Source organism: Lysinibacillus sp. FSL M8-0216, from assembly GCF_038595555.1.
Lineage (GTDB): Bacteria > Bacillota > Bacilli > Bacillales_A > Planococcaceae > Lysinibacillus > Lysinibacillus fusiformis.
This window is the reverse complement of sequence record NZ_CP152007.1, coordinates 4,285,830-4,309,170: the sequence shown is the minus strand read 5'-3', so window position 1 is coordinate 4,309,170 and position 23,341 is coordinate 4,285,830. Positions and strand designations below refer to the sequence as shown.

Sequence of the window (23,341 nt, the reverse complement as noted above, 5' to 3'; positions counted from 1 at the left end):
TCAAAACTGAGTCAATTTTAGTTTAATTAAAATTTGGCTAAAATCTTATTTTTTTATTTCTCTTTAAGTCTTTTTACCTATTAAGGAATGTCATTTCTTCTAGAAAATGCTATTGCCGTTCTTTGTTATTATTATGGAAATAAAATATAAATATGTAAAAAAAGGCTTTTCTTTATTCGTAAAAGAACAAAGAGAAAGCCTTTTATTTTTTATGGCTGTCTAGGGTTGCCGATAATACCTGGCAAGATGTTTGGGAGTCCCGGCAATAATGGAGGTGGGAAGCCCGGGAATTGTCCCCCAGGAAACGGCGGATATGGCCTTGGTGGTTGTGGTGGATAAGGCTGCGGAGGATATGGTCTTGGTGGTTGTGGTGGGTAAGGCTGCGGAGGATATGGTCTCGGTGGTTGTGGCGGATAAGGCTGTGGCGGATAGGGTCTTGGTGGGTACGGTTGCGGCGGATAAGGTGGCGGATAGGGTGGTGGATAGGGCGGTGGATAGGGGTTGCCAGGAGGTGTTCCTGTACCAGCAGCCGTTATTTGGCTAACATCAACAGTCACCAATTGACCGTTATCTAATTGGATTTCGGCTGTTCTTCCTCCTGTTCCAAATGTTCGAATCAATGTACCTGAATAAGTCCCAGTAGGTAGTGTCACCCATATTTTCATACCTGGACGGAATTGACTGTTAAAATCTTCAGGAGCCAATCTAGGATAAACCAATGAAACACACCTTTCTTCATGTTTCTTTAACATATGCCTACCTACTGTGAATGTTATAGGCTATAGGCTAATTGATAATGAAGTGTGAGATTGTTATAAAATATAACAATTTTCATTATAATAGGGGAAAAGAGCTAAAGGATGTTTAGTAAATGGCAATCATAAAAATAAAAAAAATCAAACTAAAAAATTTACGGAATGTACGACATGGTGAGGTTACTTTAGCAGTTAGCTTCGAGAGCTTTTTACAAGCAAATGTGGTTGGACTTTACGGACAAAATGGCTCTGGGAAGACAACCATTGTAGATGCATTTGGTTTATTGAAGACCCTTATTTCAGGTTGGCTTGCTGAAGTGAAGCTACCCCCGCAAGAAAAGCGGTTAATTTTAGCGGGTGAGGATACAGCCAGTCTCGATTTTGAATTTTTAGTTGAGAATCAATTTGGTACGTTCTTTGTCCATTATTATGTGGAGCTGCAGGAGGATCAGCATCGGCTCTATACAACACTGGAACGACTGACGTATAGAGAAAATGACAAGGGAAAACGGTCAAAGGTGTTAATGGCTATGACAGAGAAAGGTATCCAAATACGTAACTCAAATTTGCCTGATATGAGTGAACAAGCACGTATTCAATTGCTTGTTATTCAGCAATTAGCAAGAAAGGAATATAGATCTTTTCTTTTCCATAAGGATTTGAAGCCATTATTACAGGAACGGTTGACCGAACAAGAGATTCAGCTAATCAAAAATATAGCCGTTGATTTTAATCGAGATTTACATGTAGTGAATAACCAAAATATTGCCCCGTTATTTGAAGAACGGATTATGCCATTTAGTATCCATTTAGAGAAAACAAGAGGGCAAATTCCATATGACTTAAAGGGTCCTGCCTTATTGCCTGAGGATGAATTCTATGCTTTATGTGAAGTGATTGAACAGAGTAACCGAGTGCTAGCTGCTATTATTCCAGGTCTGACTATTAAAATCAATATTATTACAAAGCAGACAATGGATGATGGGGGACAAGGCATCCGTTTTGAATTTTTATCGCAGCGTGGAGAGCAAGAATTACCCTTGCGAACAGAGTCAGAAGGGATATTGAAGATCATTTCGATTCTTAGTGTATTGATTGCCGTATATAACAATCCAAACGCTTGTGTCGTTATTGATGAATTAGATTCAGGCGTTTTTGAATATTTGCTAGGTGAGTTGTTAACAGTGATAGATGAGGATGGAAAAGGACAGCTTGTTTTCACATCCCATAATCTACGAGTGTTAGAGGTGCTAGCTATTAAAAATTTATGGTTCACGACAACGAATGAAAATCACCGTTATATGCAGCTAAAGGGTATTAAAGAAATAAATAATGCTAGAGATGTCTACTTGAGAGCTATTCAGCTTGGTGGACAGGATGAAGAGGTTTATAAAGAGACCAAAACATTTAAAATTAAACGTGCTTTTCGTAAAGCAGGTGTGCAGCATGTCTAAAAAGGTACTTTTAATCATTGTTGAGGGGCAGACAGAGCAAATTATTTTAGAGGATTATTTGGATACTTACTTCGCGGATACAACGATACGTTTTGATGTCCAGCGTGAGGATGTATTGACAAAATGGGATGCCCATAAACGCATTCCCAATATAAAAAACAGTGTTATCCGTGTAATCCAGAGTTATTTAGATAAATATAAATTTTTAGCGAAGGATTTAACTGCTGTTATTCATATAACAGATGCAGACGGTTGTTTTATTGCACCAGAATGCGTCAAGGTCGATGAGAATATCGAGCAAAAATTGTTTTATACAGAGGATGCCATTTTAGTGAAGTCCGATAAGCGTAAAGAGCAAATTGAACAGCGCAATGAGATGAAGGCGAGGAATGCCAGAATCTTAATTGCGAATGACCATTTTAGTATTAATCGCTTGAAAGTGCCTTATCAATTATTTTATTTCTCTACAAACTTAGAACATGTACTATGGGATGAACGTAATGAAATCCCAACGGAGAAAATCCACAAGGCAGATGAGTTTATAGAAAATTTGTCTGGTACGATCGAAGAATATTTAAAGGCTTATTTGCCAGTCGATGCTGAACTACCTTATAGGGAAAAAATGAAAAAAAGCTGGTCGTTTTTAATGGAAGGAAGCCATTCATTACAGCGAGGAACGAATGTACCTCTTTTATTTGAAATGATAAAAACAAATGTACAATAAAACAGGTGACGCATGTTGTTTCGTCACCTGTTTTTGTTTTGTACCTTTTAATGCGTTTGTTCATAGCTACGAATATGAGCTAAAATGGCTGGGTCTTTCATTTTAGTATCTTCACTGAGCATTAAAAGCTTTGACATAATTTCAGCTGTTCGTGGATCATCATCCACCATAGGTAAGAATATGCGTCCACGATGCTGAGAAGGGACTGCGACAATTGGTATCATCGAACCACCGACTTGATGGACCACACCGCTGCCTAAATGCAAAGAATAGCTTGCTAATTTACCTTCAATAAGGACATGTTGTTTCTTCACTTCTACATTGGAAAGCTTTAATAATTTTGCCAATTCCTCAACGATAATAGTCCGCATTTCAACAGTGGAATGACTAGCCTCAGGGTCGACACCACCAACATGGGCAACGCTGACAACGAGGTCCATATCCCGCATAACCTCAGAGAAGATTGCAGCTGGAATATCATCTAAGACGATATGCTTTCCTGTTAAACGATCGTAGAAATAAACACCTTCGACTGCAGGCGCTTCAATTTCTGCTGGAGTAAACCAGTCTGCCTGCGCATACAAGGATGCCACTATATTTTCTTTGTAATACACCTTACGAGGTCCAGTTTCATAACTAATTTGCCAGCCTCGTGTTTTTAGCAAGGCTACTGTTTGGGATGGATTGACTTGGTGTCCCGCATAACGTAATGACTGTTTTAGACCTTTTTCGTCTGCATTTATAAGATATAGCTCACGGAACACTTGTTTAAATGGCTGTTGTATTTTGTGTTCGAACATATAGGCCTGCCATTGTCTCCATTGACCACTTTCAAGAAGATGGTAAGGGTGAGCAATCATTAAGGGTGTTGTCGGAGCAAGATTCACGACATTACCTGATAGTACCTGTAAACCCTCTGGTGTTATCATCCCAACATGCTCGCCGCTAATAAAGACAAGCTTTTGTAAAAGCGGGGCTAGAATCGGGTGAGCTAACAAATTAATTAGCTCTTCCGCTGAAAACTTGGTTTCTAATGTCATTGCCTGCTCTAGTGCTGGACGTGCACGTTTATATTGTTCTTGTAAATCTTTACGAGCTTCTTGAAGAGTAACAACGTCAGCATGCTTTTTTAAAGCAGCAGGTATGTTTTTTAGACGTTTACCATCTTTTTCAACGATTATTGTAATAGCGGCATCTTCTTCAATTTGTAAATGCGCTGTTATTTGTTCGATAGGCTGTGCTTTAAATAAATGCTGAATATCGTTAAAGGCTGATAATTCCATTCGCCATATGAAGCGAGTAGCTTCTCCGTCCCCAGCGTTGCGGGCTAAATTTTCTAGTGCAATACTAGCTGCTCGTGATTCACTTGCCCTACGTTGAGCTCCAAATTGTTTACTTTCCTTTAAAAACTGTTGAATAAATTGGTAACGATGTAGAGCATCTTTGTCATCTGTTGTTTTTAACGGAATAAGTCCAAGTGCACGCAGTTTATCTTTATTGCGCTTTTCCTGAATTTCTTTCATTAATGGCTTTGGACTAAGTGTGCCAATGGCTGTATCTGCATAAAGCTGAGCACGACGGTGGTTGGCTCCTTCTGAAGCGTATTTCGCCGCATCATATACAAGTTTAAACTTCTTAGAGCCCAGTGTTTGATAAGCACTTTGGAACCATGCTAAATCAAAGGCGCCATCACGAAAATCTTCTGCCGTTATACTGGAGAAGAGGGCAATTTGATCTTTGGCAAAGTCTGATAAAGAATCTGTAGTATGGGCAATAAAATACCAAGCAGATTCCTTTAGTCCTTCCCAGCCAATCACCTCGCTGACAAGGTCAATCCAATGCTGGTTATACATCATAGCTTCAATTAAACGCTCTTTAGAAATCTCTGTTTTTTGCCATGCTTCTTTTAACTGCTGTGCGGTTTCTTCTTTTTGAGGATAGCAGCTAGTTAAAAGGCGAGAGAAGACATCTTTTTTCGTCTCTGCCTGCCATATATAACCTCGTGAAAGCTTTTCACCATCAAGTGCCTGTAAAATTTGCAGGAAATAATCGATTCCTTCAAAGTAAGAAATGCTACTAGCAAGCTTGGTAACAGCTGTCGGAGTATCGCCACGCTTTAGCTCGATAGCTAAGATGCGATCGATCGCTTGATTACGAATGGCAAGGAAATCAGCTAAGTCTTCAAAAGATTGATAGCGATCCAACAGTTTACTTGGTTCAGTAAATATTTCTGAGGCAAGAGTGTTCGTAAAAATAGCTTCATATAAATGGTTTTGCGTCAATAAGCCAACTTTAAATGCATCTAAATATTGGAATAATGATAGATCGTAGAGACTTGGGCTATAATTTTCTTTTTGCATACGCTTTGTCAGCTCTTCGTTAATGGCAAGCATTTTAGCATAGCCTTCATAAGTTGCGTAATTAGATAGTCGATCGACAAATGCCTCAATAATATCTAAGTCGATAATTGTAGAGGTAGATTGATAGTAGTAATAGCCTTTATCTCTTACATCCACTCGCCACTGATCAGCAGGGATTTGATGTAATAGCTGAAGCACGATACCGGTTGCCTGTTCAAAGCTATTAAATGCTGGTGCATGTCGTTCAAGTAATGAAACTGCTTCTTTATGCAACAATGTCTCTCCTGAAATATTTTTGATATCTTGCGACAAAACTGAAAAGATTTGCTGAAGCGTATAGTGATATTTCAAGGAGTTAAATTGGGCAACATATTTTTTCATTTCCTCATATTGAAAGAAAGGTTTTATAAGAATATGGGCTGCTTCAGAAAGGTCATGAGTAGCAGGGTATTCTGATAGATGATTATAAAAGTTGAAATAAGCTAAGTCTTCACCGCTAAAAGATGATGATTTAATCCATTGAACAATGGCCTCTGGTATAGGATAAACATCTAAACTGGCATTTCGCTGACTGTCTGTTTTAGAGGCCAAGATACTGTATTTTTGCCCTAAAGTAGTCAACATTTTAGTGTCATTCCATTGATAAGTTTCATATTCAAAATTAGCATATTCATCAAGTATTTGAATAAGTTGTTCTAGCTTGGAGAGAAGCTTATCTAAATCATATTGAAAGAATTTTTCAATAGGTGTAGGTGTTTGTACATATAAAGGTACAAGCTGTTGCCAAGGTTCCTCACCATTCATTTTGATCGCGCTATTGGCAATGCGATCGTATGGAATAGGAGCATGTGGTGTATATAAACCAAAGCCATTGCTTTCGTTATATTCGGGTACATCTCTTGCTACTAATTGTTCTAATAGTACTTGTTCATTTTTTGTTATCTTTGGTAATAGGGAGCATAATTTCGTAATTTGCTCGCTCGCTAAATTGTAGTCCTTAGATGCCTCTAACAATAATTCAAGACCACCAAGCCTCTTTAGCTGCTTACTGTCTTTTATTAATCGTTCAGCACTTTCCAATATATGATCCTGTGGTTGAATTTTCAAGAGTGAAATAGCTTCTTTCCGCAGAGCCCCAGATTTATTGGCTAAAAGATCCTCGATTTTTGTTATTTCTTCTTTGGTTGGTGTCAATGCATGTATTTTCTTTAATGCAAGGGAACGATTGATAGAGCTTCGATCTCGTAATGAATTGAATAGAAATTCACGCTGTCCTTGTGTGATTGGATCCAGACAATAAATATTCAATAAGCCGATCCTACTTGATGGTGGATAAGCATCTGCATGCGCGATGATTCGTTGGAATAACTCTTCATCTTGTAGATAATACGCAAGTACAATTTGTGTTGAAATTAAGTCTTCGAATGACAAGTGAACAAAGACAAAAGATAGAGGCTTGCCTGTAATGGATAACCCATCTTTGGTCATTTCATTTTTTGCCCATTCAAGCTGTTCAAATAATGCATATTCTATGCCCTGTAGCTGTGTATTGTCTTTCATGAAGCTTTGAAGTGTTTTATCCCATTCATTATCTCTTGCATATTCACTATTGATATAGTGGTTGGCATGAAGGAAATTATCCCATGCAAATGCAAAAATTTCGATATCCTTCGTTGTTACAATTAATTCCTTCACGAAAGGCGCTGTAAAGGATATTTTTGATAGGTTTTTCAAAAAAGCTAATGTTGTAAGTTGAATATGCTTGTCTCGCTGTAAGAGATCGGCCAACAGCACATCTAGCTCCGTATAATCTTTTGTCGAAGTCGCCCATAATGCAACGTAAATATCAATGGTCCGTTCACTTTTTAGCAACTGTTCAGTGAAATGGTCGTCTTCCATCGCTTGGATGGCTAAGGACAAAACTTCCTCCGTTATTTTTTGATTTTCGAAGCTACTATAGCCAAGCCCCATCCATGTATCGACCGCTCGTATAACAGAGGAGAACCTTGTTAGTTGATGTTCCTGAATAAGTTTCATCATGTAGAGCTGTGCATCAAGATTCCCGTGGTCAATATTTTCTACAATTGCTTGTCGAAGCCCTTCTTGACGTGCAGCCGCTACTAATAATTTTCCAAGCGCTTCATGCATCCGACTATTGCTTGATTTAAAAATGCCACGAATGAGTGGATGACCGAAAAAGTTACTGTGGTGCTCATCAAATAAAATACTCTCTACTTTATCTTCAATGAATGGATTTTCTAAGGATAATTCTTCAGCAAGCAATTGCTCAAAGACATGAAAGCCCATTACTTTTTCATTTTCGTTTTTCAATACATAGGAGCTATAGTTCGGGTAGGTACCATGCTCATATTGGCTATGGTGAGCTAGTAAATCCTCCAGACTAATTTCTTCAAATGTCAGCATTTCTTCTATTAATTGTAGACATTGAAAAAGATGATCTTGTACGGGCTGTGCTGAACGAAATGATCGACGTAACATATCAGTTTGGAACATCGTAGCATCAAAACGTAAAGCTAGTTTCTTAATGTGGAGCGCGCGTTCCTGTGAAGAAAATAATATAAGCACTTCTAATAATTGTCCGCTAAACAGCTCCTCTAGTGATTGAACATGCTGTTCTGTAATAAGCTTTTCAATATCGTAATCACGATTGTCCATATACTTTAATAATGCGGCTGCTAATGGCTGTATTGTTGACGGTGCCGTGTCAACTATACTTTGAAAATGTGTTTTTTGTTCATGTGATAGTGTCATGAGACATTCCTCCTTACCAAATTCGTCCTGCAAGCATGGTTAATCTAATAAATGTAAAAACATCGTCTTCCTGTACAGTTAGTGGCGAGTTAAGCGAATCTAGAGACTCCTCATTGTGAAGTACTAAGAAAAGCTCATCTTGAAAAGCTTGAAGCATTGTAGAGACAGCTTGGTCTACTGGCTGGAATGAATCACTTTTTTTCTCTCCAAAATGGACCTTGCCATGCTGAGCCGCATCATCTAATTGCTGATCGGTGAAATAGAGATGGAGTGGCGTATCAACCATTTTCTCGTTATATTGTTGTACCTGTTGTGTGACAAGTTTAATAAGTAAATCTTGTAAATTTATGACAGGTTCTTCAATGAAAAATGGAATCTGTTGAAGCTTACGTGATTTCTTACCGATTCCTTTTTGTTGGTAAAATAAACGCAATCTAACACCTCCTTACAATAATTTCATTATACAAGAGTGATAACTATGAAAAGAATAAGGCATCCGACGCTAGTTGCATAATTATTTTTGGGAAATGTGTAACAAAAAATAGCATGTTACGGATTATTAGTAAGGTAGAAAGAGGGGGTAGGCTTGCTTAAAGATCTGTTGAAAATAGAACGTTTGTACGATTATTTTTATAGGGGTATGTATCAATTTGCGCTCTATAATATAAATACTATGGAAAGCAGAGGATATTACACAAGAAAATTTTTCAGGCTACTTCTACTATATAGAGAGTAATAGAAAGTGAACGCTTGTGTGGAAAATATAACGAAATGATGATGCTAAAACTATTATAAAGGATCTTTTATTCGCCAAATCTATAAAGCTAGAAGATTAGAAAATAAACCACGGTAACATCCTTTGCTACTTTGATGAATGGATTTTTATGTGGTTTCTAGAAAGACATTATTTCTTTTCTTATCTCATAAACTTTATAGGTATGATTTATCAAGCTAGAAGGAGGCAAGATCATTCAAATACATGTTGTACGGGCTGGCGAGTCTTTATGGGGTATTGCGCAGGCGTATGGGACTACGGTTCAAAGTATTGTAGATGCCAATCAAATTCCAGACCCAAATCGTTTAGTTGTGGGGCAAGCTCTTGTGATACCTATTGTTGGTAGCTTTTATTATGTACAGCCAGGAGATAGTTTATGGTCAATTGGACAACGCTTCGGTATTAACTATGTAACACTTGCGCAAGTCAACGGTATTAACCCAAATCAACCATTAGCTGTTGGGATGAGATTATATATTCCGCAACCACCAAAAACAAGAGCAGAAACATTAGCATACTTAGAGCCAAGAGGTACTTCGGTTAGTGAGGTACTTTTAAATCAAGCTAGGGAAGCGGGTCCCTATTTAACATATTTAGCTTTATTTAGCTATGAAGCCAGACGGGATGGCACCTTACGGATACCGCCTAGTCAAGGTGTAACTCAAATTGCGGATGATACTGGGGCTTCATTGGCAATGGTCGTTACGAATCTGGAGAATTTCAGTTTTAGTGGAGATCTGGCGAGAGATATTTTTCAAAGTACAGCTGTTCAGAATTTACTCTTTGATAATATTCTTGCGGAGGCTAGAAAGCTAGAGGACGTTAAGGATATCCATTTTGATTTTGAAAATTTACCAGGTGATCAACGAGAAGCCTATAACAATTTTTTAAGAAGAGCGGTGGAGAAATTCCATGCTCAAGGATACACGGTATCTACTGCTTTAGCTCCAAAAACAAGTGCAAGTGATCGAGGTCCATGGACTGCGGGGCATGATTATAGGGCACATGGTGAGATAGTGGACTTTGTTTTATTAATGACCTATGAATGGGGTTATTCTGCGGGACCCCCAATGGCCGTTTCCCCACTTCCTGAAGTGGAGGCCGTTGTCAAGTATGCAGTGAGTGAAATACCTGCCAGCAAAATTATGCTAGGACAAAATTTATATGGTTATGATTGGACATTACCATTTGTTCAAGGGGGCCCATTTGCTGAAGCATTGAGTCCTCAACGAGCTATTGAGATTGCCAAACGTTATAATGCGGCAATTCAATATGATTGGAGAGCACAAGCTCCGTTTTTTGAATACTATGATGAACAGGGTAGAGCGCATATTGTATGGTTTGAAGATGCAAGATCCATTCAAGCTAAATTTAATCTAGTCAAACAATATAATCTTCGTGGCATTGGCTATTGGAAATTAGGATTACCTTTCCCTCAAAATTGGGTATTAATTGGTGCTAATTTTGATGTGGTGAAGAAATGAAACGAGGCAGAAGAATAGGGTTTACCCATTGTATTTTCTTTTGATTTGGAAATTATATGTAAAAATGTTTCTAAATATCGGAAACTATATTATAATTATGGCAAATAGTATTTTAGGAGGGATATTTTGGGTAAATTTAAAAAGTTAGGAATAATTCTAACGTCAACAGCATTTTCTGTTGGTATTTTAGCACCAATATCGCAAGCATCAGCAAATGTAAAGGAAGGATCGGAGCGTATTGAAATTCAGGTAGCTTCAACTGAAACAAAAATTACAAAAAATATGCTAATAAAAAAGCTACGATCACTATTTCCGGAAGAGTTCAAATTTGTAGCGGATCAAGACTTTAATTCTGGACCAGGACACTTCTATAGAGATGATACAACGGTTCGATATGAACTAAATTTCTATAAAACAATTAAAGGTAAAGACGTACATGGTAGCTTTGTATTTAAGGGCGATGATTTAGAATTAGAAAACTTTTATTATCAGCCTGCAAATATAGCAGAGGCAATCTATCCAGCAAAGTATTCTGAGAATGAGGCACAAAAAATTGCACAAAAATTCCTGGGTAAATTTGCAAATGCGGATAATTACAAACTTCGTGATAATTATAACGAATATGGTTTTAATATGACGAGACCGTTATCAGAACCGATTACTTACTCCTATGTCTATTCACCAATTTATAATGGGGTTCTTATTGGAGATCAAAGTATTACTATTAATGTTCTGGCAAATGGTGAGGTTACGGGGATGTCTAGTAATGCAGAGTCTATTAGTAAAGCTTCCTTTGATAGTTTAGATCAAAAAAAGAAAGAGGAGGATATGCTGGCACAAGTTCGTGATAATTTAGCTGTCGAACTTCGTTATTATATTGATTATGACTACAGATCTGATCAACGTAATGTGAAGCTTGTTTATGCACCTGCCACAGGGTTCAATGGTGTACATGCTCTAAATGGGCAATGGCAGACAGCAAATGGTTTCACTGAACAATTGCCGAAGACAAAGAGCATTGAAAAAATTTCAGCACAACCATTACCACCAAGAAAGAACGGTATGACGGCAACTGAGGCTGAAGAATTCGCAAAAAATTTCTTAAAAGTTGATGAGAGTAAAGCAAAGCTTACGATCGATTTAGTAGATGAAAGAGAAAATGACAATGGTGAGACGATCTACTCTGTAAACTATACGTATATGTATGGCAATGGTGGATCTGGTAGCTCTTTAGAAATTAATAAGGCGACAGGTGAACTAGTTCAGTATCATGACCTATCGAGAGATTTTTTAATAAATAACAAAGTAAACGCAATTTCTAAGGACGCTGCATTGAAGAAGGCAACTGATTACTTGAAGGAATGGGCACCTTCATATTTACATGAATATTCAATGCCAATCGAGGATGCCGTATTCGATCAATATAGTAAGGAGTATTACTTCACCTTCCCACGCATTATGAATGGTATTGCAGTTGTAGGAGATGGCTTACATGTAGGGATTGGCTCTGATGGATCTTTACGCTCACTAAGTGTATATAAGCAAAAGATAGATAACTGGCAGCCTATTAATAATGTTATATCCGCTGACAAAGCAAAAGAAGCTTATAGCAAAGCACTTACATTGCAACTGCAATATGTAAAACAAGATTCAGAGAGTAAACTCCATTACGATTTGGTGTATGCACCTACTTACAATGGAAGTTTATATAACCAAATTGATGCTATTTCTGGTGAATGGTTAACGAATGTAGATGACTCAAAAGAGAAGCCAGCTATTTCTCATCCAACAGCTGCCAAAGAGTTAAACTATTTATTCAACCAAAATGTGTTAGATGTAAAAGATATAGCAAACTTTAATGCGGACGCTGCTGTAACAAAAGGAGAAGCATTGAAAATTTTATTGCACTCCTTAACTTACGGGTACTATGGCAATGGGGATGGGGAAAAGCAATCCTTCAACAATATTGATAAAAAACATCCGCTCTATGGGGTAGTGGAGCAAGCTGTTAAAATGGGCATTATTCAGCCTGCTAATCAATTTGCATTAGATGCTACTCTAACTCGCCAAGAGTTCGCAGAGTGGTCAATCAAACTATTACAATTAGACAATGTTGCTAAATATAAAGATATTTATAAATTAAACTTTGCTGATGCATCTTCAATTGATCCAGCGTATACAGGCTATATTGCTTTAGCAAATGGTATAGGTCTAATTGATGCACAGCAAAATAACTTTAATGCTACGAAGAGTGTGTCATATGCTGATTTGGCTGTCTCGACAGTTCGTTTAGCAAAGGCTATTCAAGAAAATAAAGTTGATCGCAATTTCTATTATTAGTTGAATGTCATGAAAAGGGCATTTCCTCATTTGAGGAGATGTCCTTTTTTGGTTAGTTTATAGCAGAATGGGGAAATAATATGAAAAGAAAGGAGTGTACAATTGGATGAAATTAAAATTATTATTAGCGATTTCTTTCGTAATGGTTATCCTTTATGGCTGTAATAAAGATGAGGTAAAGGATGTGCCTACTAATGCGCCAGCAGATCAGAATGCTTCACAACAGACTGGTGATACGCCTACAGACCAAGTGACATTCAATTTTTTAGAGTTTTCATTGGATGTTGATTATTCTGCAACGGAGTCATATGAGGTAGAGTATGAAAATAAAAAATCAGGAATTTCAGCGAAGTTACAGGATGATCGACAAAATGTAAAGTTACAAGGTGATGAAGCCTATACAAAACTAGAGCCGTTATTTAAGCAGTTAAATTTTGATTCTACCACGCCAAATGATGAAGTGATTGATCAAGTAATTAAAGTTTTTAATATTGAAGATAACTATCAGTCCATTGAAGTCGAAGTAGAGTTTATGGACGGAAATGAAAAGGAATTTAAACGACTACCTTAAAAATGAGACAAGCCAGCTAAACAAGCGTTAGCTGGCTTATACATGTATAAACGTTAACGTTCCCAATGTCGATGCTTTGAAAGGAATTGAATAAAAGAAGGTAAGTTATTCGCAACCCCATTTTTATTGGCGATATGCGGTAAAACCGATACATTTTTAGCAAGGCCAATTGTTTTAAAGTGCTGGTAGGCTTCTTCAATAAATTGCTCTGCTTTAATTTGTTGATGGGAATCATGGTAGGAACCAGTTACATAAATTCCATCATAAAGTACGGACGAAGCAGTGGCAAAAGTTTCATGAATCTCAAAGCCATTTAGTAAGCCCTGTTTTGTACTAATTAATTCTACTACTATATTTTTGCTCAAAAGTGTAGCAATCAGGTCATTTAGGTTTTCCTCCGTATTTTCTGCTACGATCACGGCTACTTTAAAAGTTTTTACACTTTCTATAGCATTCAAGATTTGGCTAACAGCAGGGGAGGTTTGCATAGTATGAGGGACCTCTACGTGTACGGGAGGTACAATACCAATATTATCTGCAATTGCTGTTGCAAGTGTATGGCTGACATGGGCAAACATATCGACAACTTGTTTTCGAATGGCTTTATTTTTTACTTTACCAAGCTCAAAGCTAAAGGCATTGATGATATGTTCCTTTTCAATATCGGTCATACTCAACCAAAATAACCTAGCTTGTGTAAAATGGTCCTTGAAACTTTCACTGCTTGCGCGTACTTTATGACCCTCTACTTTTTCCTCATAATGTGTATAGCCACCTTCTGCCTCAGGAACGGGGTATGGTGTGTTATCAGCTAAGGAATTTTTATGGTAGCTAACTTGCCCAACATTAATCGTTTGTCGACCATAGCCATCTCGCTGATTATTATGGAAAGGACAGATAGGCTTATTAATAGGGAGCTCATGAAAGTTTGGGCCTCCGAGTCTTATTAACTGTGTATCTGTATAAGAAAATAAGCGGCCTTGTAATAAAGGGTCATTTGAGAAGTCAATGCCAGGTACAACATGCCCTACATGAAATGCAGCTTGTTCTGTTTCAGCAAAAAAGTTGTCCACATTTTTATTAAGCGTCATTTTGCCAAGGATACGGACAGGAACCTCTTCCTCGGGCCATATTTTTGTAGCATCGAGAATATCGAAACTAAATTTAAATTCATCTTCATGCGGAATAAGCTGCACGCCAAGCTCCCATTCTGGATAATCACCACGTTCGATGGAATCCCATAAATCTCTGCGGTGGAAATCAGGATCTTTACCAGCTATGATCTGTGCCTCATCCCATACTAACGATTTAACACCAAGAACTGGCTTCCAATGAAACTTAACAAAATGGGATTTTCCTTCGGCATTGATGAAACGATAGGTATTCACACCGAAGCCCTCCATCATTCGGTAGCTTCGTGGAATCGATCTATCCGACATATGCCACATAACCATATGGGCAGATTCCTGATTGTTCGCAATAAAATCCCAAAATGTATCATGGGCACTTTGAGCTTGAGGAATTTCGTTATTTGGTTCGGGCTTTACTGCGTGTACGAAATCGGGGAATTTAATAGCGTCTTGTATAAAAAATACCGGAATATTATTTCCGACCAAATCATAGTTACCTTCCTGTGTATAAAATTTTGTAGCGAAGCCACGTGCGTCACGGACAGTATCGGCTGAGCCTCTTGAGCCTGCAACGGTAGAGAAACGAACAAAGACTGGTGTTTTAGTTCCTTTACCATTTAAAAATTGTGCTTTTGTAATGTCACTTGCACATTCATAGGTTTCAAAAATCCCATGTGCTGCCGATCCACGTGCATGTACTACTCTTTCTGGAATACGTTCATGATCAAAGTGCGTCATTTTTTCACGAAAATGAAAATCCTCTAGTAAAGTAGGACCTCGATCACCAGCTTTTAAAGAATGTTCATCCTCTGATATTTTTAGTCCTTGATTGGTTGTGAGTGGTTGATTTTTATCACTTACTCGGAATGCTTCTAATTGTTGTTGTTTTTGATTGATTTCTTTTTTCATATATAGAATCCTCCTTTATAAGTTACAACTTCCTTCTACCCGCAGTGGATGTTCACAAACATTTTCAGCTAATGAGTAACATACGAAACAAAATGATTGCTGATTAAAAATAGATATGTTATTATTATCTCGAATTAAAGATAATTAAATTCGAAATAAGTGAGGGAGTCGTATGAAGGAAGACAATCGTAACTTAAAAGCATTTACGGTCTTGTTCCGAGCATATCAAACGATTCAGGAAGCAACAAAAAGGGATTTACTTCAATTTGACTTAAATCAAACCGAATTTTCGGTCCTTGAATTTCTGTATCATCGTGGAGAGCAGCCCATTCAAGTGATCGGCAAAAGAATATTAATTGCAAGCAGTAGTATTACGTATGTAATTGATAAGCTTGAACAAAAAGGCTATGTATATCGCAAATCATGCCCTAGAGATCGACGTGTCACTTATGTATTGCTTACAAATGAGGGACAGACCCTAATGGAAGAGATTTTCCCTAAGCATGAACAAAAAATAAATGAGATATTTCAAGTATTGGGACCTCAAGAGCTGGATACAATGATTTTGTCCCTAAAAAAGGTTGGCAAAAATGCGAATGAACAGTAAAAAAATTTTAAATAAATATCTCGATTTCGAGATAATGGGAGGAGAATTTTTATGAATCATTTAAAAGGTGTACACCATGTAACGGCTATTACAAGCAGTGCTGAAGAAAATTATAAATTCTTTACCTATGTATTAGGAATGCGCTTAGTGAAGAAAACAGTCAATCAGGATGACATTCAAACATACCATTTATTCTTTGCGGATGATAAAGGGAGTGCTGGTACAGATATGACGTTTTTTGATTTCCCTAACATTCCAAAAGGTGTACATGGTACAAATGAAATTTCAAAGACTTCCTTCCGTGTGCCAACAGATGCTTCTTTAGACTATTGGGAAAAGCGCTTTGACCGATTACATGTAAAACATACAGGTATAAAAGAACAGTTTGGTAAAAAAACACTATCATTTGTGGATTTTGATGATCAGCAGTATCAGCTTATTTCTGATGATCATGATACAGGTATCGCATCAGGTACGCCATGGCAGGATGGGCCTATCCCACTTGAATTTGCTATTACAGGTTTAGGGCCAGTATTTGTTCGTGTAGCTGATTTTAATTACTTTAAAGATGTGTTAGAAAAAGTAATGTTATTTACAGAGATTGAGGAGGACGGACATTTCCACCTATTTGAAGTAGGTGAGGGTGGCAATGGAGCGCAAGTGATTGTAGAACACAATACAGTGTTACCAGTAGCTCGCCAAGGTTTTGGTACGGTTCACCATGCGGCCTTTCGTGTAGAGGATCGTGCAGTATTAGATGAATGGACTGCACGTTTTGAAAGCTTTGGTTTCCACACATCTGGCTATGTAAATCGTCATTTCTTTGAATCCTTATATGCACGTGTAGCGCCACAAATTTTATTTGAGTTAGCAACAGATGGGCCAGGATTTATGGGAGATGAACCGTATGAAACGTTAGGAGAAAAACTTTCATTACCACCATTCCTAGAACCAAAACGTACACAAATTGAAGGACTTGTTCGCCCTATAGATACTGTAAGAAGCTCCATTACGTTCGATAAAGAATATGAGTAATATTTTTAATTCAGTAGAGAAATTTTTTCTCTACTGAATGGTTACATATTGAATTGGAGGTTTATTGAATGGAATTTTCCAAATTGATTGATAAGCGTCGCTCGGCGAACAATTTTTTAACGGACGTTAAAATGACTGAGGAAGATATACGCCCAATTTTAGAGGATGTCAAACTTGCTCCATCGGCCTTTAACTTACAGCATGCCAATTACATCGTTGTGTTGGATGAGGCTATGAAGGAAAAAGTAAGAGAAGCTGCATATGGTCAATATAAAGTGCATTCAGCTTCTGGAGTCATTCTTGTATTAGGTGATAAAAAAGCGTATAAAAATACGGCCGAACTAAGTCAAGGTATGGTCGATTTAGGGATTATCACAACGTATGAGTTAGAAGAAATAGTTGCTGAGAATACTCACTTTTATGAAGACCGCGGCGAGGAATTTATGAAAGATGAAGCGATTCGAAATGCATCTTTGTCAGCCATGTTATTTATGCTAGCCGCGAAAAATCGTGGCTGGGATACTTGTCCAATGATTGGCTTCGATAATCAAAAAATGCGTGAGCTTTTCAATGTACCAGAAGAGCAAGAAATAGCGCTCATGATTACGATTGGAAAAGAAAAAGAAAGTAGTCGTCGTTTACGTGGTTATCGTAAGCCAGTTGAAGAATTTGCCATTTATTATTAAAGTGGTATAAAATACAATAGTTATTTAAATACTAAGAATTATGTACATTTAGGAGGAAACATCGTGAAAGTAGTAGCCATCGTAGGGAGTATCCGTAAAGAATCTTATAATATGCAATTAGCTCAATTTATTGAAAAACGATATACAGAGAAATTGGATCTAGAAGTGTTAAGTCTGAAGGATTTACCAATGTACAATCAAGATATCGAAAATGAAGCACCACAAGCAGTTCTTGATTTTAAAGCAAAAGTAAAGGCTGCAGATGCAGTGTTATGGGTAACACCAGAATATAATGGAACTGTTCCAGGTGTCATGGTTAATGCGATTGATTGGTTATCTCGTGTAGATAAAGTAATGATTGGCAAACCATCTATTATTATGGGTGCATCAATGGGTAATCTAGGTACTGTAAAAGCACAATTACATCTACGTGATATTTTATTCTCACCGGGCATTAACTCACCATTACTAAGCGGCAATGATGTTTATATTGGTGCTGTGCATACAAAATTTGATGCAGAAGGTAATTTGACGGATGAAGGTACAGTGAAATTCTTGGATGTAGTCATCGATAACTTCTTAAACTGGGCAAAAAAATACATTTAAATTAAAAGCTAACCCATGAGTATAAACTATATTTATGGGTCTTTTTATGTTTGGAAAGAGATTTTTTCTGCATGAAATCTTCATATTTTGCCGATATACTAGTAAGAAACTCTAAAATGGTGGTTACAGATGAGAAAATTATCACTAAAGCTAGGCATCATCTTTTTCATTACATTATTTTGTATTGAAACATTTATGATGTTTTTTTTACACGCCTCATTGACTAATTCTAGAGTGGAGGAAGAATTAGCAAGTTTGCAAGCGAGAGGAAACTCACATCGCACAATATTAGAACAGAACTTTAATAAGGAAACATTAGCACATGTCGTCTTGATGGAATCGGAAGAATCTACAGATGTAGTAGTGACAGATGCTGAGGGGACCATTTTAGCCTCCTCGCAACTGCATCCTGAAATGAAGAATCTGATAAAGAAATTAGATGGAACTACACCATATGAGGGAAAGATTCTACAAGATAACTGGCAACAGGCAAAAGCTATAGCTACTATTAGTCCAATGCAAAAAGAGCAGACAACGATTGGTTATGTCTTTATGTTTCAAAATACAGACTCGATCCATGCATTAATGAAACGCTTGAATAAACATTTCCTTATAGTGGGCATTGTTTCTGGCTTAGTCACCATTGCTGTCATCATTGTGTTATCTAGAAAGCTTGCTGAACCATTAATTCAGATGAAAGAGGCCACGTTGAAAATGAGTAAAGGGGACTTTACAGTCGCTCTTTCTACAAATGGCAAAGATGAGCTTGGGGATTTATCAAATGCCATTCAGCTACTATCAAATGAGTTAAATCATTTAAGGCAGGAGCGCAAAGAGTTTTTATCTAGCATTGCCCATGAGCTTCGTACACCGATAACCTTTATTAAAGGTTATACCGATATTCTTTATAAACGTGATTTATCCGTGCAAGATCGACAAAAATACTTAGCTATTATATTGGAAGAGACGAATAGACTTTCACGATTAATAAAGGATTTATTTGATTTAGCTAAGATGGATGAAAACTCATTTGTTATTGAAAAACAAAATCTAGATTTACAGGCTTTTTTTACTGGTATTAAGGGGAAATTAAGTCCTGCTTTTCAAGAAAAAGATATCCACTTTGATGTGTGCTGTGAAAAGGGATTAACGTTATGGGCAGATGAGGCAAGATTAGAGCAAATAATAATTAATCTATTAAATAACGCATTGACCTATTGCGGACAGGGAGATACTACCACGGTAGATGTAAAGAAGGTCAATGGTGTATTAACGATTATAATACGAGATACAGGGAGAGGGATTCCCAACAAGGATTTACCGTTTATTTTTGAGCGCTTTTACCGCGTAGAAAAATCTAGAAGTCGTGCGTTAGGTGGTACCGGATTAGGACTTGCCATTGTCAAGGAACTCGTACAGGCTCATGGGGGAGAAGTGACGGTTAAAAGTGAACTAAATAAAGGGACTGTTTTTGAATTATCGTTTAAAGGAGTAGAAGCGGATGAAAACCATTTTATGCATAGACGATGAACCAAGAATGTTAGATTTATTGACTCTTTACTTAGAGCCCGGTTTTCAATGTAGAGCAATGTCTTCCATTCAAGATGCGCTCATTTATCTAGAGGAAGAGCATGTGGATTTAGTTCTTTTGGATATTATGATGCCAGAAATGGATGGGTTTCAAGTGTGTGAAGAAATCAGGAAGTTTTGGCATGTACCTATCATCATGCTTACGGCTAAAGGAGAGCATTCGGATATTGTAAAAGGTTTAAACATTGGGGCAGATGATTATATATTAAAGCCTTTTGATGAGGAAGAGCTATTAGCACGTATACATGCTGTATTAAGGAGAACCAAGATAGAAGACAAGGTGGTTGTCTTTGAGGGTTTACGCTTAGATAAAGAATCCTTTGAATTATATTATCAACAAGAGGCAATCCCATTAACACCAAAAGAATTTTCCATGATGTCCTTATTTCTAGATTATCAAAATAAAGTGTTTTCAAGAGAACATCTTATTAACACAGTTTGGGGTTATCATGTATCCATTGAGGATCGCACTATCGATTCCCATGTCCGTAATTTACGAGAAAAATTAAGGAAAAGTGGATTTCCTGCTGATGATTACTTGCAAACCGTTTGGGGAATCGGCTATAAATGGCAGAAGTTTGCGGATCGAAAGCCTTTAGAACATAAAAACTAGAAAACAACCTCTGCCAAATATATTGGAAGAGGTTGTTCGGATTATTGCGCTGTTAACTCATCTTCTGTTACCCATTTATGATTTTTCACTGCTTCACCATTCGTGGTTGAAGTGTAATCAACCATATAAACTGTGGTTGGTACGGCTTCTTTAATGCGGACGGTTGCTTTTTTCATGCCTTCCATATGAGTAGCAGTCGTTTTTACCTCTGTATCAGGGGACAGTGGTGCTTCCCCTACATCCATTAATTCCTCATGGATAATCCATTTATGATTCTCTACACGTTTGCCACCTGATGTTGGATCATAAGAAATGATATAGGCTGTAGTTTTATAGGCACCAACAATCGTCGCTTCAGCACCCTTCATCCCCTCCATATGCCCATCTGTAATCATAGCGGTACTTCCAACCGGAAATGCTGGATCTTCAGCTTTTCTTAATGTAGCCGGTACTTCTGCTGAGCTAGAATGGTTCATTGAGGAGTGATCCATTTCTGTTTGTTGCTCTGTCTCAGGAGTATTATCTGAAGTTGAGGAAGGCTCCGTTTTATCTTCAGAACAAGCGGATAAAGTAAGTAAAGCAACTGCTGATAATAGTCCACCTGACCATCTTTGCTTGAATGTCATATGAGATCCTCCTTTCTATTTGCCCTTACTGTAACAAACAAATATGCAGAAATGATGGACATTAATTATTACAAAAAACTTCTTTAGTCTATTGACTAAAGAAGTGGATGGAAGCGCTATTGAATGGGCATGATTTTCAATGTTTTTTGTAGTCGGTACGCTAAAATACCAGCGAAAATAGCTAAAACAATATCTTTTGGGAGTGGGGGAATCATCCAGAGCCACGCTAATTTATAGGAAAAATCCTCTGGCGCACTGGCCCATAGTTTATACGCAATAAACATCCAGTTTGTACCTACTAAATAATTGATAGCAGTTGCGATGAATGCGGCTAGCATATAGCTTTTCTTTGTACCACTTCGCTCTACCATTAAACCGGCAACATATGCTGCTAAAATAAAGGTGATAATGAATCCAAAAGTAGGGCTTAATAGTTGACTGAACCCTCCACCAAAGCGAGCAAAGACAGGTGCTCCTGCTAATCCAATACACATATAGACTGTGCAGGCAAGCGCTCCCTTCCTACTACCCAAAATAAGTCCGGCTAAAATGGCAAAAAAGGTTTGTAGAGTAATCGGCACTCCTCCCACTGTCATAAAGGGCACAAAGGAAGTTATATTGGCACCGATCATCATGAGGGTAGAAAATATTCCAATATAGGCAATATCTACCGTCTTTAATTTTGGATGACTTTGTTCTGATACTGTTGACATGACTTCACCTCTAATTTCAAAGTATTTATCGTTAGTGTAAAAAACTAAAACAAATGTGTCAACTTAATTATAATTGTAGGTTAACTTAAGTGTGTTGGAAATTCCTTGTAGACTAACTATCTATAAAAATGTATGATAGAATCGTCATAATTTTTTAACTTTACATACTATTGGTGTGACATTTTAAACAATGTCACTTAAAAGGGAAGTCGGTGGAAGTCCGACGCTGTCCCGCAACTGTAACGAGGAGTCCTATCATGTTTATTTGCCACTGTTAAAAATGGGAAGGCTATTTATAGGATGATGAATCGAAGTCAGGAGACCTGCCAATAAGTAATACCTGTAATGCCCACGAGGATGCAAGCAATTACGGACAATAGCTGGATTTTCTGACTTTGTTTATTCGAGGGTATTTTTGTGCGTATTTTTGCATGAAATGCCCTTTTTTTATTGAGTGCCAACTGAAGTAAGATCATCTGACCTACATTATGCGAAAGTATATTTAATTGCTTCATTCATCATCTTAGTAGGAGTTTAATGAATGAATAAAAAATTTATGTTATTTTCTTTAGTGCTTCTTTTAGTATTAATTGTATCCATGACATTTGCTGTAATGGTTGGATCTGTTTCGGTGACGCCATTATATGTATGGAAAGTAATTCTTTCGAAAATACCCTTTATACAACAAACGATAGAGCAAGATTGGAGTCGCTCACAGGAAATTATTATTTGGCAAATAAGAGTACCCCGCGTCATCCTTGCCGCAATTGTAGGAGCGGGTTTAGCCATTGCAGGGGCAGCGATTCAGGCACTTGTACGAAATTCCATTGCAGATCCATATATTTTAGGAATTTCTTCAGGAGCAGCAGTTGGAGCAACTTCAGTAATTATTTTAGGTGCTTTTTCATTTTTAGGTATCTACGCACTTTCTGTATCAGCCTTTATAGGGTCTTTGCTCGCAATTGGTTTAGTGTTTTTCTTATCGCGCGTAGGTGGCCGTGTCTCGATTTTTCGCTTGCTATTGGCAGGGATGGCAGTTTCCTTTATATTAACTGCCATTTCTAATTTTATATTAATGATGTCAAAGCAAGAGGGAGCTTTAAAGGCTGTTATGTTTTGGATGTTAGGCAGCTTAGCGGGAGCAAAATGGAATAATATTATTATTCCGGCCTCCATCTTTTTCATTGTGTTCGGGCTTTTATGGCTATTCTATCGAAATTTAAATTTGCTATTACTTGGGGAAGAGGCTGCGGTAACATTAGGAGTGAATCTTCAACAATTTCGCATACAGCTCATTTTACTTGTCTCACTTTTAACGGGGGTACTTGTAGCAGTGAGCGGTTCTATCGGATTTGTGGGATTAATCATTCCGCATATAGTACGATTAATTGTTGGTTCTAACTATAAATATGTAATACCGGTCAGTGCTTTATTAGGAGGGATTTTCTTAGTTTGGGCAGATGCATTAGCTCGAATTATTATTGCTCCACAGGAAATGCCAATCGGTATTATTACAGCCTTTTGTGGGGGACCGTTTTTCATTTGGTTACTCCGTCGTAATAATTATTCTTTCGGTGAAGGAGATTAACTT

18 protein-coding genes and 1 riboswitch are annotated in these 23,341 nt (G+C 37.5%); of the genes, 12 read left to right on the top strand and 6 right to left on the bottom strand.

The window, feature by feature from the left end:
* Positions 1 to 209 precede the first annotated feature (209 nt).
* A complete protein-coding gene (locus MKX57_RS21390) occupies positions 210 to 752 on the bottom strand; it encodes a hypothetical protein (protein WP_342550590.1) in 543 nt (180 codons plus the stop codon).
* Positions 753 to 871: 119 nt separating this feature from the next.
* Between MKX57_RS21390 and MKX57_RS21385 the strand changes: the two genes are divergently transcribed.
* The gene (locus tag MKX57_RS21385; RefSeq protein WP_342550589.1) at positions 872 to 2,209 is read left to right on the top strand and encodes an AAA family ATPase; all 1,338 of its coding nucleotides are present in this window, start codon (positions 872 to 874) and stop codon (positions 2,207 to 2,209) included.
* Complete coding sequence (locus tag MKX57_RS21380; RefSeq protein ID WP_342550588.1) at positions 2,202 to 2,933, top strand: hypothetical protein; 732 nt, start codon at positions 2,202 to 2,204, stop codon at positions 2,931 to 2,933. The genes MKX57_RS21385 and MKX57_RS21380 overlap by 8 nt, the downstream gene beginning before the upstream one ends.
* Before the next feature lie 47 nt (positions 2,934 to 2,980).
* On the opposite strand, the gene MKX57_RS21375 is transcribed toward MKX57_RS21380, so the two are convergent.
* Together MKX57_RS21375 and MKX57_RS21370 are read right to left on the bottom strand one after the other, a co-directional pair.
* The gene (locus MKX57_RS21375; RefSeq protein ID WP_342550587.1) at positions 2,981 to 8,065 is read right to left on the bottom strand and encodes a DUF4132 domain-containing protein; all 5,085 of its coding nucleotides are present in this window, start codon (positions 8,063 to 8,065) and stop codon (positions 2,981 to 2,983) included.
* A gap of 13 nt (positions 8,066 to 8,078) precedes the next feature.
* The gene (locus MKX57_RS21370; protein WP_089987147.1) at positions 8,079 to 8,498 is read right to left on the bottom strand and encodes a hypothetical protein; all 420 of its coding nucleotides are present in this window, start codon (positions 8,496 to 8,498) and stop codon (positions 8,079 to 8,081) included.
* A 536-nt stretch (positions 8,499 to 9,034) separates the two neighbouring features.
* Between MKX57_RS21370 and MKX57_RS21365 the strand changes: the two genes are divergently transcribed.
* The 3 genes from MKX57_RS21365 to MKX57_RS21355 all read left to right on the top strand — a co-directional run bounded on the left by MKX57_RS21365 (position 9,035) and on the right by MKX57_RS21355 (position 13,235).
* The gene (locus tag MKX57_RS21365; RefSeq protein ID WP_342551139.1) at positions 9,035 to 10,324 is read left to right on the top strand and encodes a glycoside hydrolase family 18 protein; all 1,290 of its coding nucleotides are present in this window, start codon (positions 9,035 to 9,037) and stop codon (positions 10,322 to 10,324) included.
* 126 nt (positions 10,325 to 10,450) lie between these two features.
* On the top strand, positions 10,451 to 12,664 hold the full coding sequence (locus MKX57_RS21360; RefSeq protein WP_089987146.1) for a YcdB/YcdC domain-containing protein: 2,214 nt from the start codon (positions 10,451 to 10,453) through the stop codon (positions 12,662 to 12,664).
* Positions 12,665 to 12,770: 106 nt separating this feature from the next.
* Positions 12,771 to 13,235: a YusW family protein gene (locus MKX57_RS21355; protein ID WP_008176953.1), complete on the top strand. Its 465-nt coding sequence runs from the start codon at positions 12,771 to 12,773 to the stop codon at positions 13,233 to 13,235.
* Between the two features lie 53 nt (positions 13,236 to 13,288).
* Here MKX57_RS21355 and MKX57_RS21350 read toward each other — a convergent pair whose 3' ends face one another.
* Positions 13,289 to 15,274: a catalase gene (locus tag MKX57_RS21350; protein WP_342550586.1), complete on the bottom strand. Its 1,986-nt coding sequence runs from the start codon at positions 15,272 to 15,274 to the stop codon at positions 13,289 to 13,291.
* A gap of 172 nt (positions 15,275 to 15,446) precedes the next feature.
* Here MKX57_RS21350 and MKX57_RS21345 point away from each other — a divergent pair, with 172 nt between their 5' ends.
* From MKX57_RS21345 to MKX57_RS21320, 6 genes are all read left to right on the top strand, one after another.
* Entirely contained in the window at positions 15,447 to 15,881 is a 435-nt protein-coding gene (locus MKX57_RS21345; protein WP_008176948.1) for a MarR family transcriptional regulator, read from the top strand.
* 51 nt (positions 15,882 to 15,932) lie between these two features.
* Complete coding sequence (locus MKX57_RS21340) at positions 15,933 to 16,916, top strand: ring-cleaving dioxygenase (protein WP_342550585.1); 984 nt, start codon at positions 15,933 to 15,935, stop codon at positions 16,914 to 16,916.
* A gap of 68 nt (positions 16,917 to 16,984) precedes the next feature.
* Entirely contained in the window at positions 16,985 to 17,602 is a 618-nt protein-coding gene (locus tag MKX57_RS21335) for a nitroreductase family protein (RefSeq protein ID WP_008176945.1), read from the top strand.
* Positions 17,603 to 17,665: 63 nt separating this feature from the next.
* Positions 17,666 to 18,208, top strand: a complete 543-nt coding sequence (locus MKX57_RS21330; RefSeq protein ID WP_025117582.1) for an NADPH-dependent FMN reductase — start codon at positions 17,666 to 17,668, stop codon at positions 18,206 to 18,208.
* Between the two features lie 129 nt (positions 18,209 to 18,337).
* Entirely contained in the window at positions 18,338 to 19,738 is a 1,401-nt protein-coding gene (locus tag MKX57_RS21325) for an ATP-binding protein (RefSeq protein WP_090003201.1), read from the top strand.
* A complete protein-coding gene (locus tag MKX57_RS21320; protein WP_008176937.1) occupies positions 19,710 to 20,411 on the top strand; it encodes a response regulator transcription factor in 702 nt (233 codons plus the stop codon). Before MKX57_RS21325 ends, MKX57_RS21320 begins: the two co-directional genes overlap by 29 nt.
* Before the next feature lie 41 nt (positions 20,412 to 20,452).
* Here MKX57_RS21320 and MKX57_RS21315 read toward each other — a convergent pair whose 3' ends face one another.
* The gene (locus MKX57_RS21315; RefSeq protein WP_089987270.1) at positions 20,453 to 21,037 is read right to left on the bottom strand and encodes a YdhK family protein; all 585 of its coding nucleotides are present in this window, start codon (positions 21,035 to 21,037) and stop codon (positions 20,453 to 20,455) included.
* A 116-nt stretch (positions 21,038 to 21,153) separates the two neighbouring features.
* Positions 21,154 to 21,750, bottom strand: coding sequence for a biotin transporter BioY (locus MKX57_RS21310; protein WP_090003202.1), 597 nt, complete (start codon positions 21,748 to 21,750; stop codon positions 21,154 to 21,156).
* Between the two features lie 154 nt (positions 21,751 to 21,904).
* A riboswitch (cobalamin riboswitch) is annotated at positions 21,905 to 22,096 on the top strand.
* A 195-nt stretch (positions 22,097 to 22,291) separates the two neighbouring features.
* Here MKX57_RS21310 and MKX57_RS21305 point away from each other — a divergent pair.
* Complete coding sequence (locus tag MKX57_RS21305; RefSeq protein ID WP_089987272.1) at positions 22,292 to 23,338, top strand: iron chelate uptake ABC transporter family permease subunit; 1,047 nt, start codon at positions 22,292 to 22,294, stop codon at positions 23,336 to 23,338.
* Positions 23,339 to 23,341: the final 3 nt, after the last annotated feature.

What these genes read in the sequence shown, in the direction of transcription:
- MKX57_RS21305 (WP_089987272.1), top strand. Translation starts at nt 22,292, where the DNA reads ATGAATAAAAAATTTATGTTATTTTCTTTAGTGCTTCTTTTAGTATTA.
- MKX57_RS21315 (WP_089987270.1), bottom strand. Translation starts at nt 21,037, where the DNA reads ATGACATTCAAGCAAAGATGGTCAGGTGGACTATTATCAGCAGTTGCT.
- MKX57_RS21345 (WP_008176948.1), top strand. Translation starts at nt 15,447, where the DNA reads ATGAAGGAAGACAATCGTAACTTAAAAGCATTTACGGTCTTGTTCCGA.
- MKX57_RS21320 (WP_008176937.1), top strand. Translation starts at nt 19,710, where the DNA reads ATGAAAACCATTTTATGCATAGACGATGAACCAAGAATGTTAGATTTA.
- MKX57_RS21340 (WP_342550585.1), top strand. Translation starts at nt 15,933, where the DNA reads ATGAATCATTTAAAAGGTGTACACCATGTAACGGCTATTACAAGCAGT.
- MKX57_RS21355 (WP_008176953.1), top strand. Translation starts at nt 12,771, where the DNA reads ATGAAATTAAAATTATTATTAGCGATTTCTTTCGTAATGGTTATCCTT.
- MKX57_RS21380 (WP_342550588.1), top strand. Translation starts at nt 2,202, where the DNA reads ATGTCTAAAAAGGTACTTTTAATCATTGTTGAGGGGCAGACAGAGCAA.
- MKX57_RS21335 (WP_008176945.1), top strand. Translation starts at nt 16,985, where the DNA reads ATGGAATTTTCCAAATTGATTGATAAGCGTCGCTCGGCGAACAATTTT.
- MKX57_RS21350 (WP_342550586.1), bottom strand. Translation starts at nt 15,274, where the DNA reads ATGAAAAAAGAAATCAATCAAAAACAACAACAATTAGAAGCATTCCGA.
- MKX57_RS21310 (WP_090003202.1), bottom strand. Translation starts at nt 21,750, where the DNA reads ATGTCAACAGTATCAGAACAAAGTCATCCAAAATTAAAGACGGTAGAT.
- MKX57_RS21390 (WP_342550590.1), bottom strand. Translation starts at nt 752, where the DNA reads ATGTTAAAGAAACATGAAGAAAGGTGTGTTTCATTGGTTTATCCTAGA.
- MKX57_RS21375 (WP_342550587.1), bottom strand. Translation starts at nt 8,065, where the DNA reads ATGACACTATCACATGAACAAAAAACACATTTTCAAAGTATAGTTGAC.
- MKX57_RS21385 (WP_342550589.1), top strand. Translation starts at nt 872, where the DNA reads ATGGCAATCATAAAAATAAAAAAAATCAAACTAAAAAATTTACGGAAT.
- MKX57_RS21325 (WP_090003201.1), top strand. Translation starts at nt 18,338, where the DNA reads ATGAGAAAATTATCACTAAAGCTAGGCATCATCTTTTTCATTACATTA.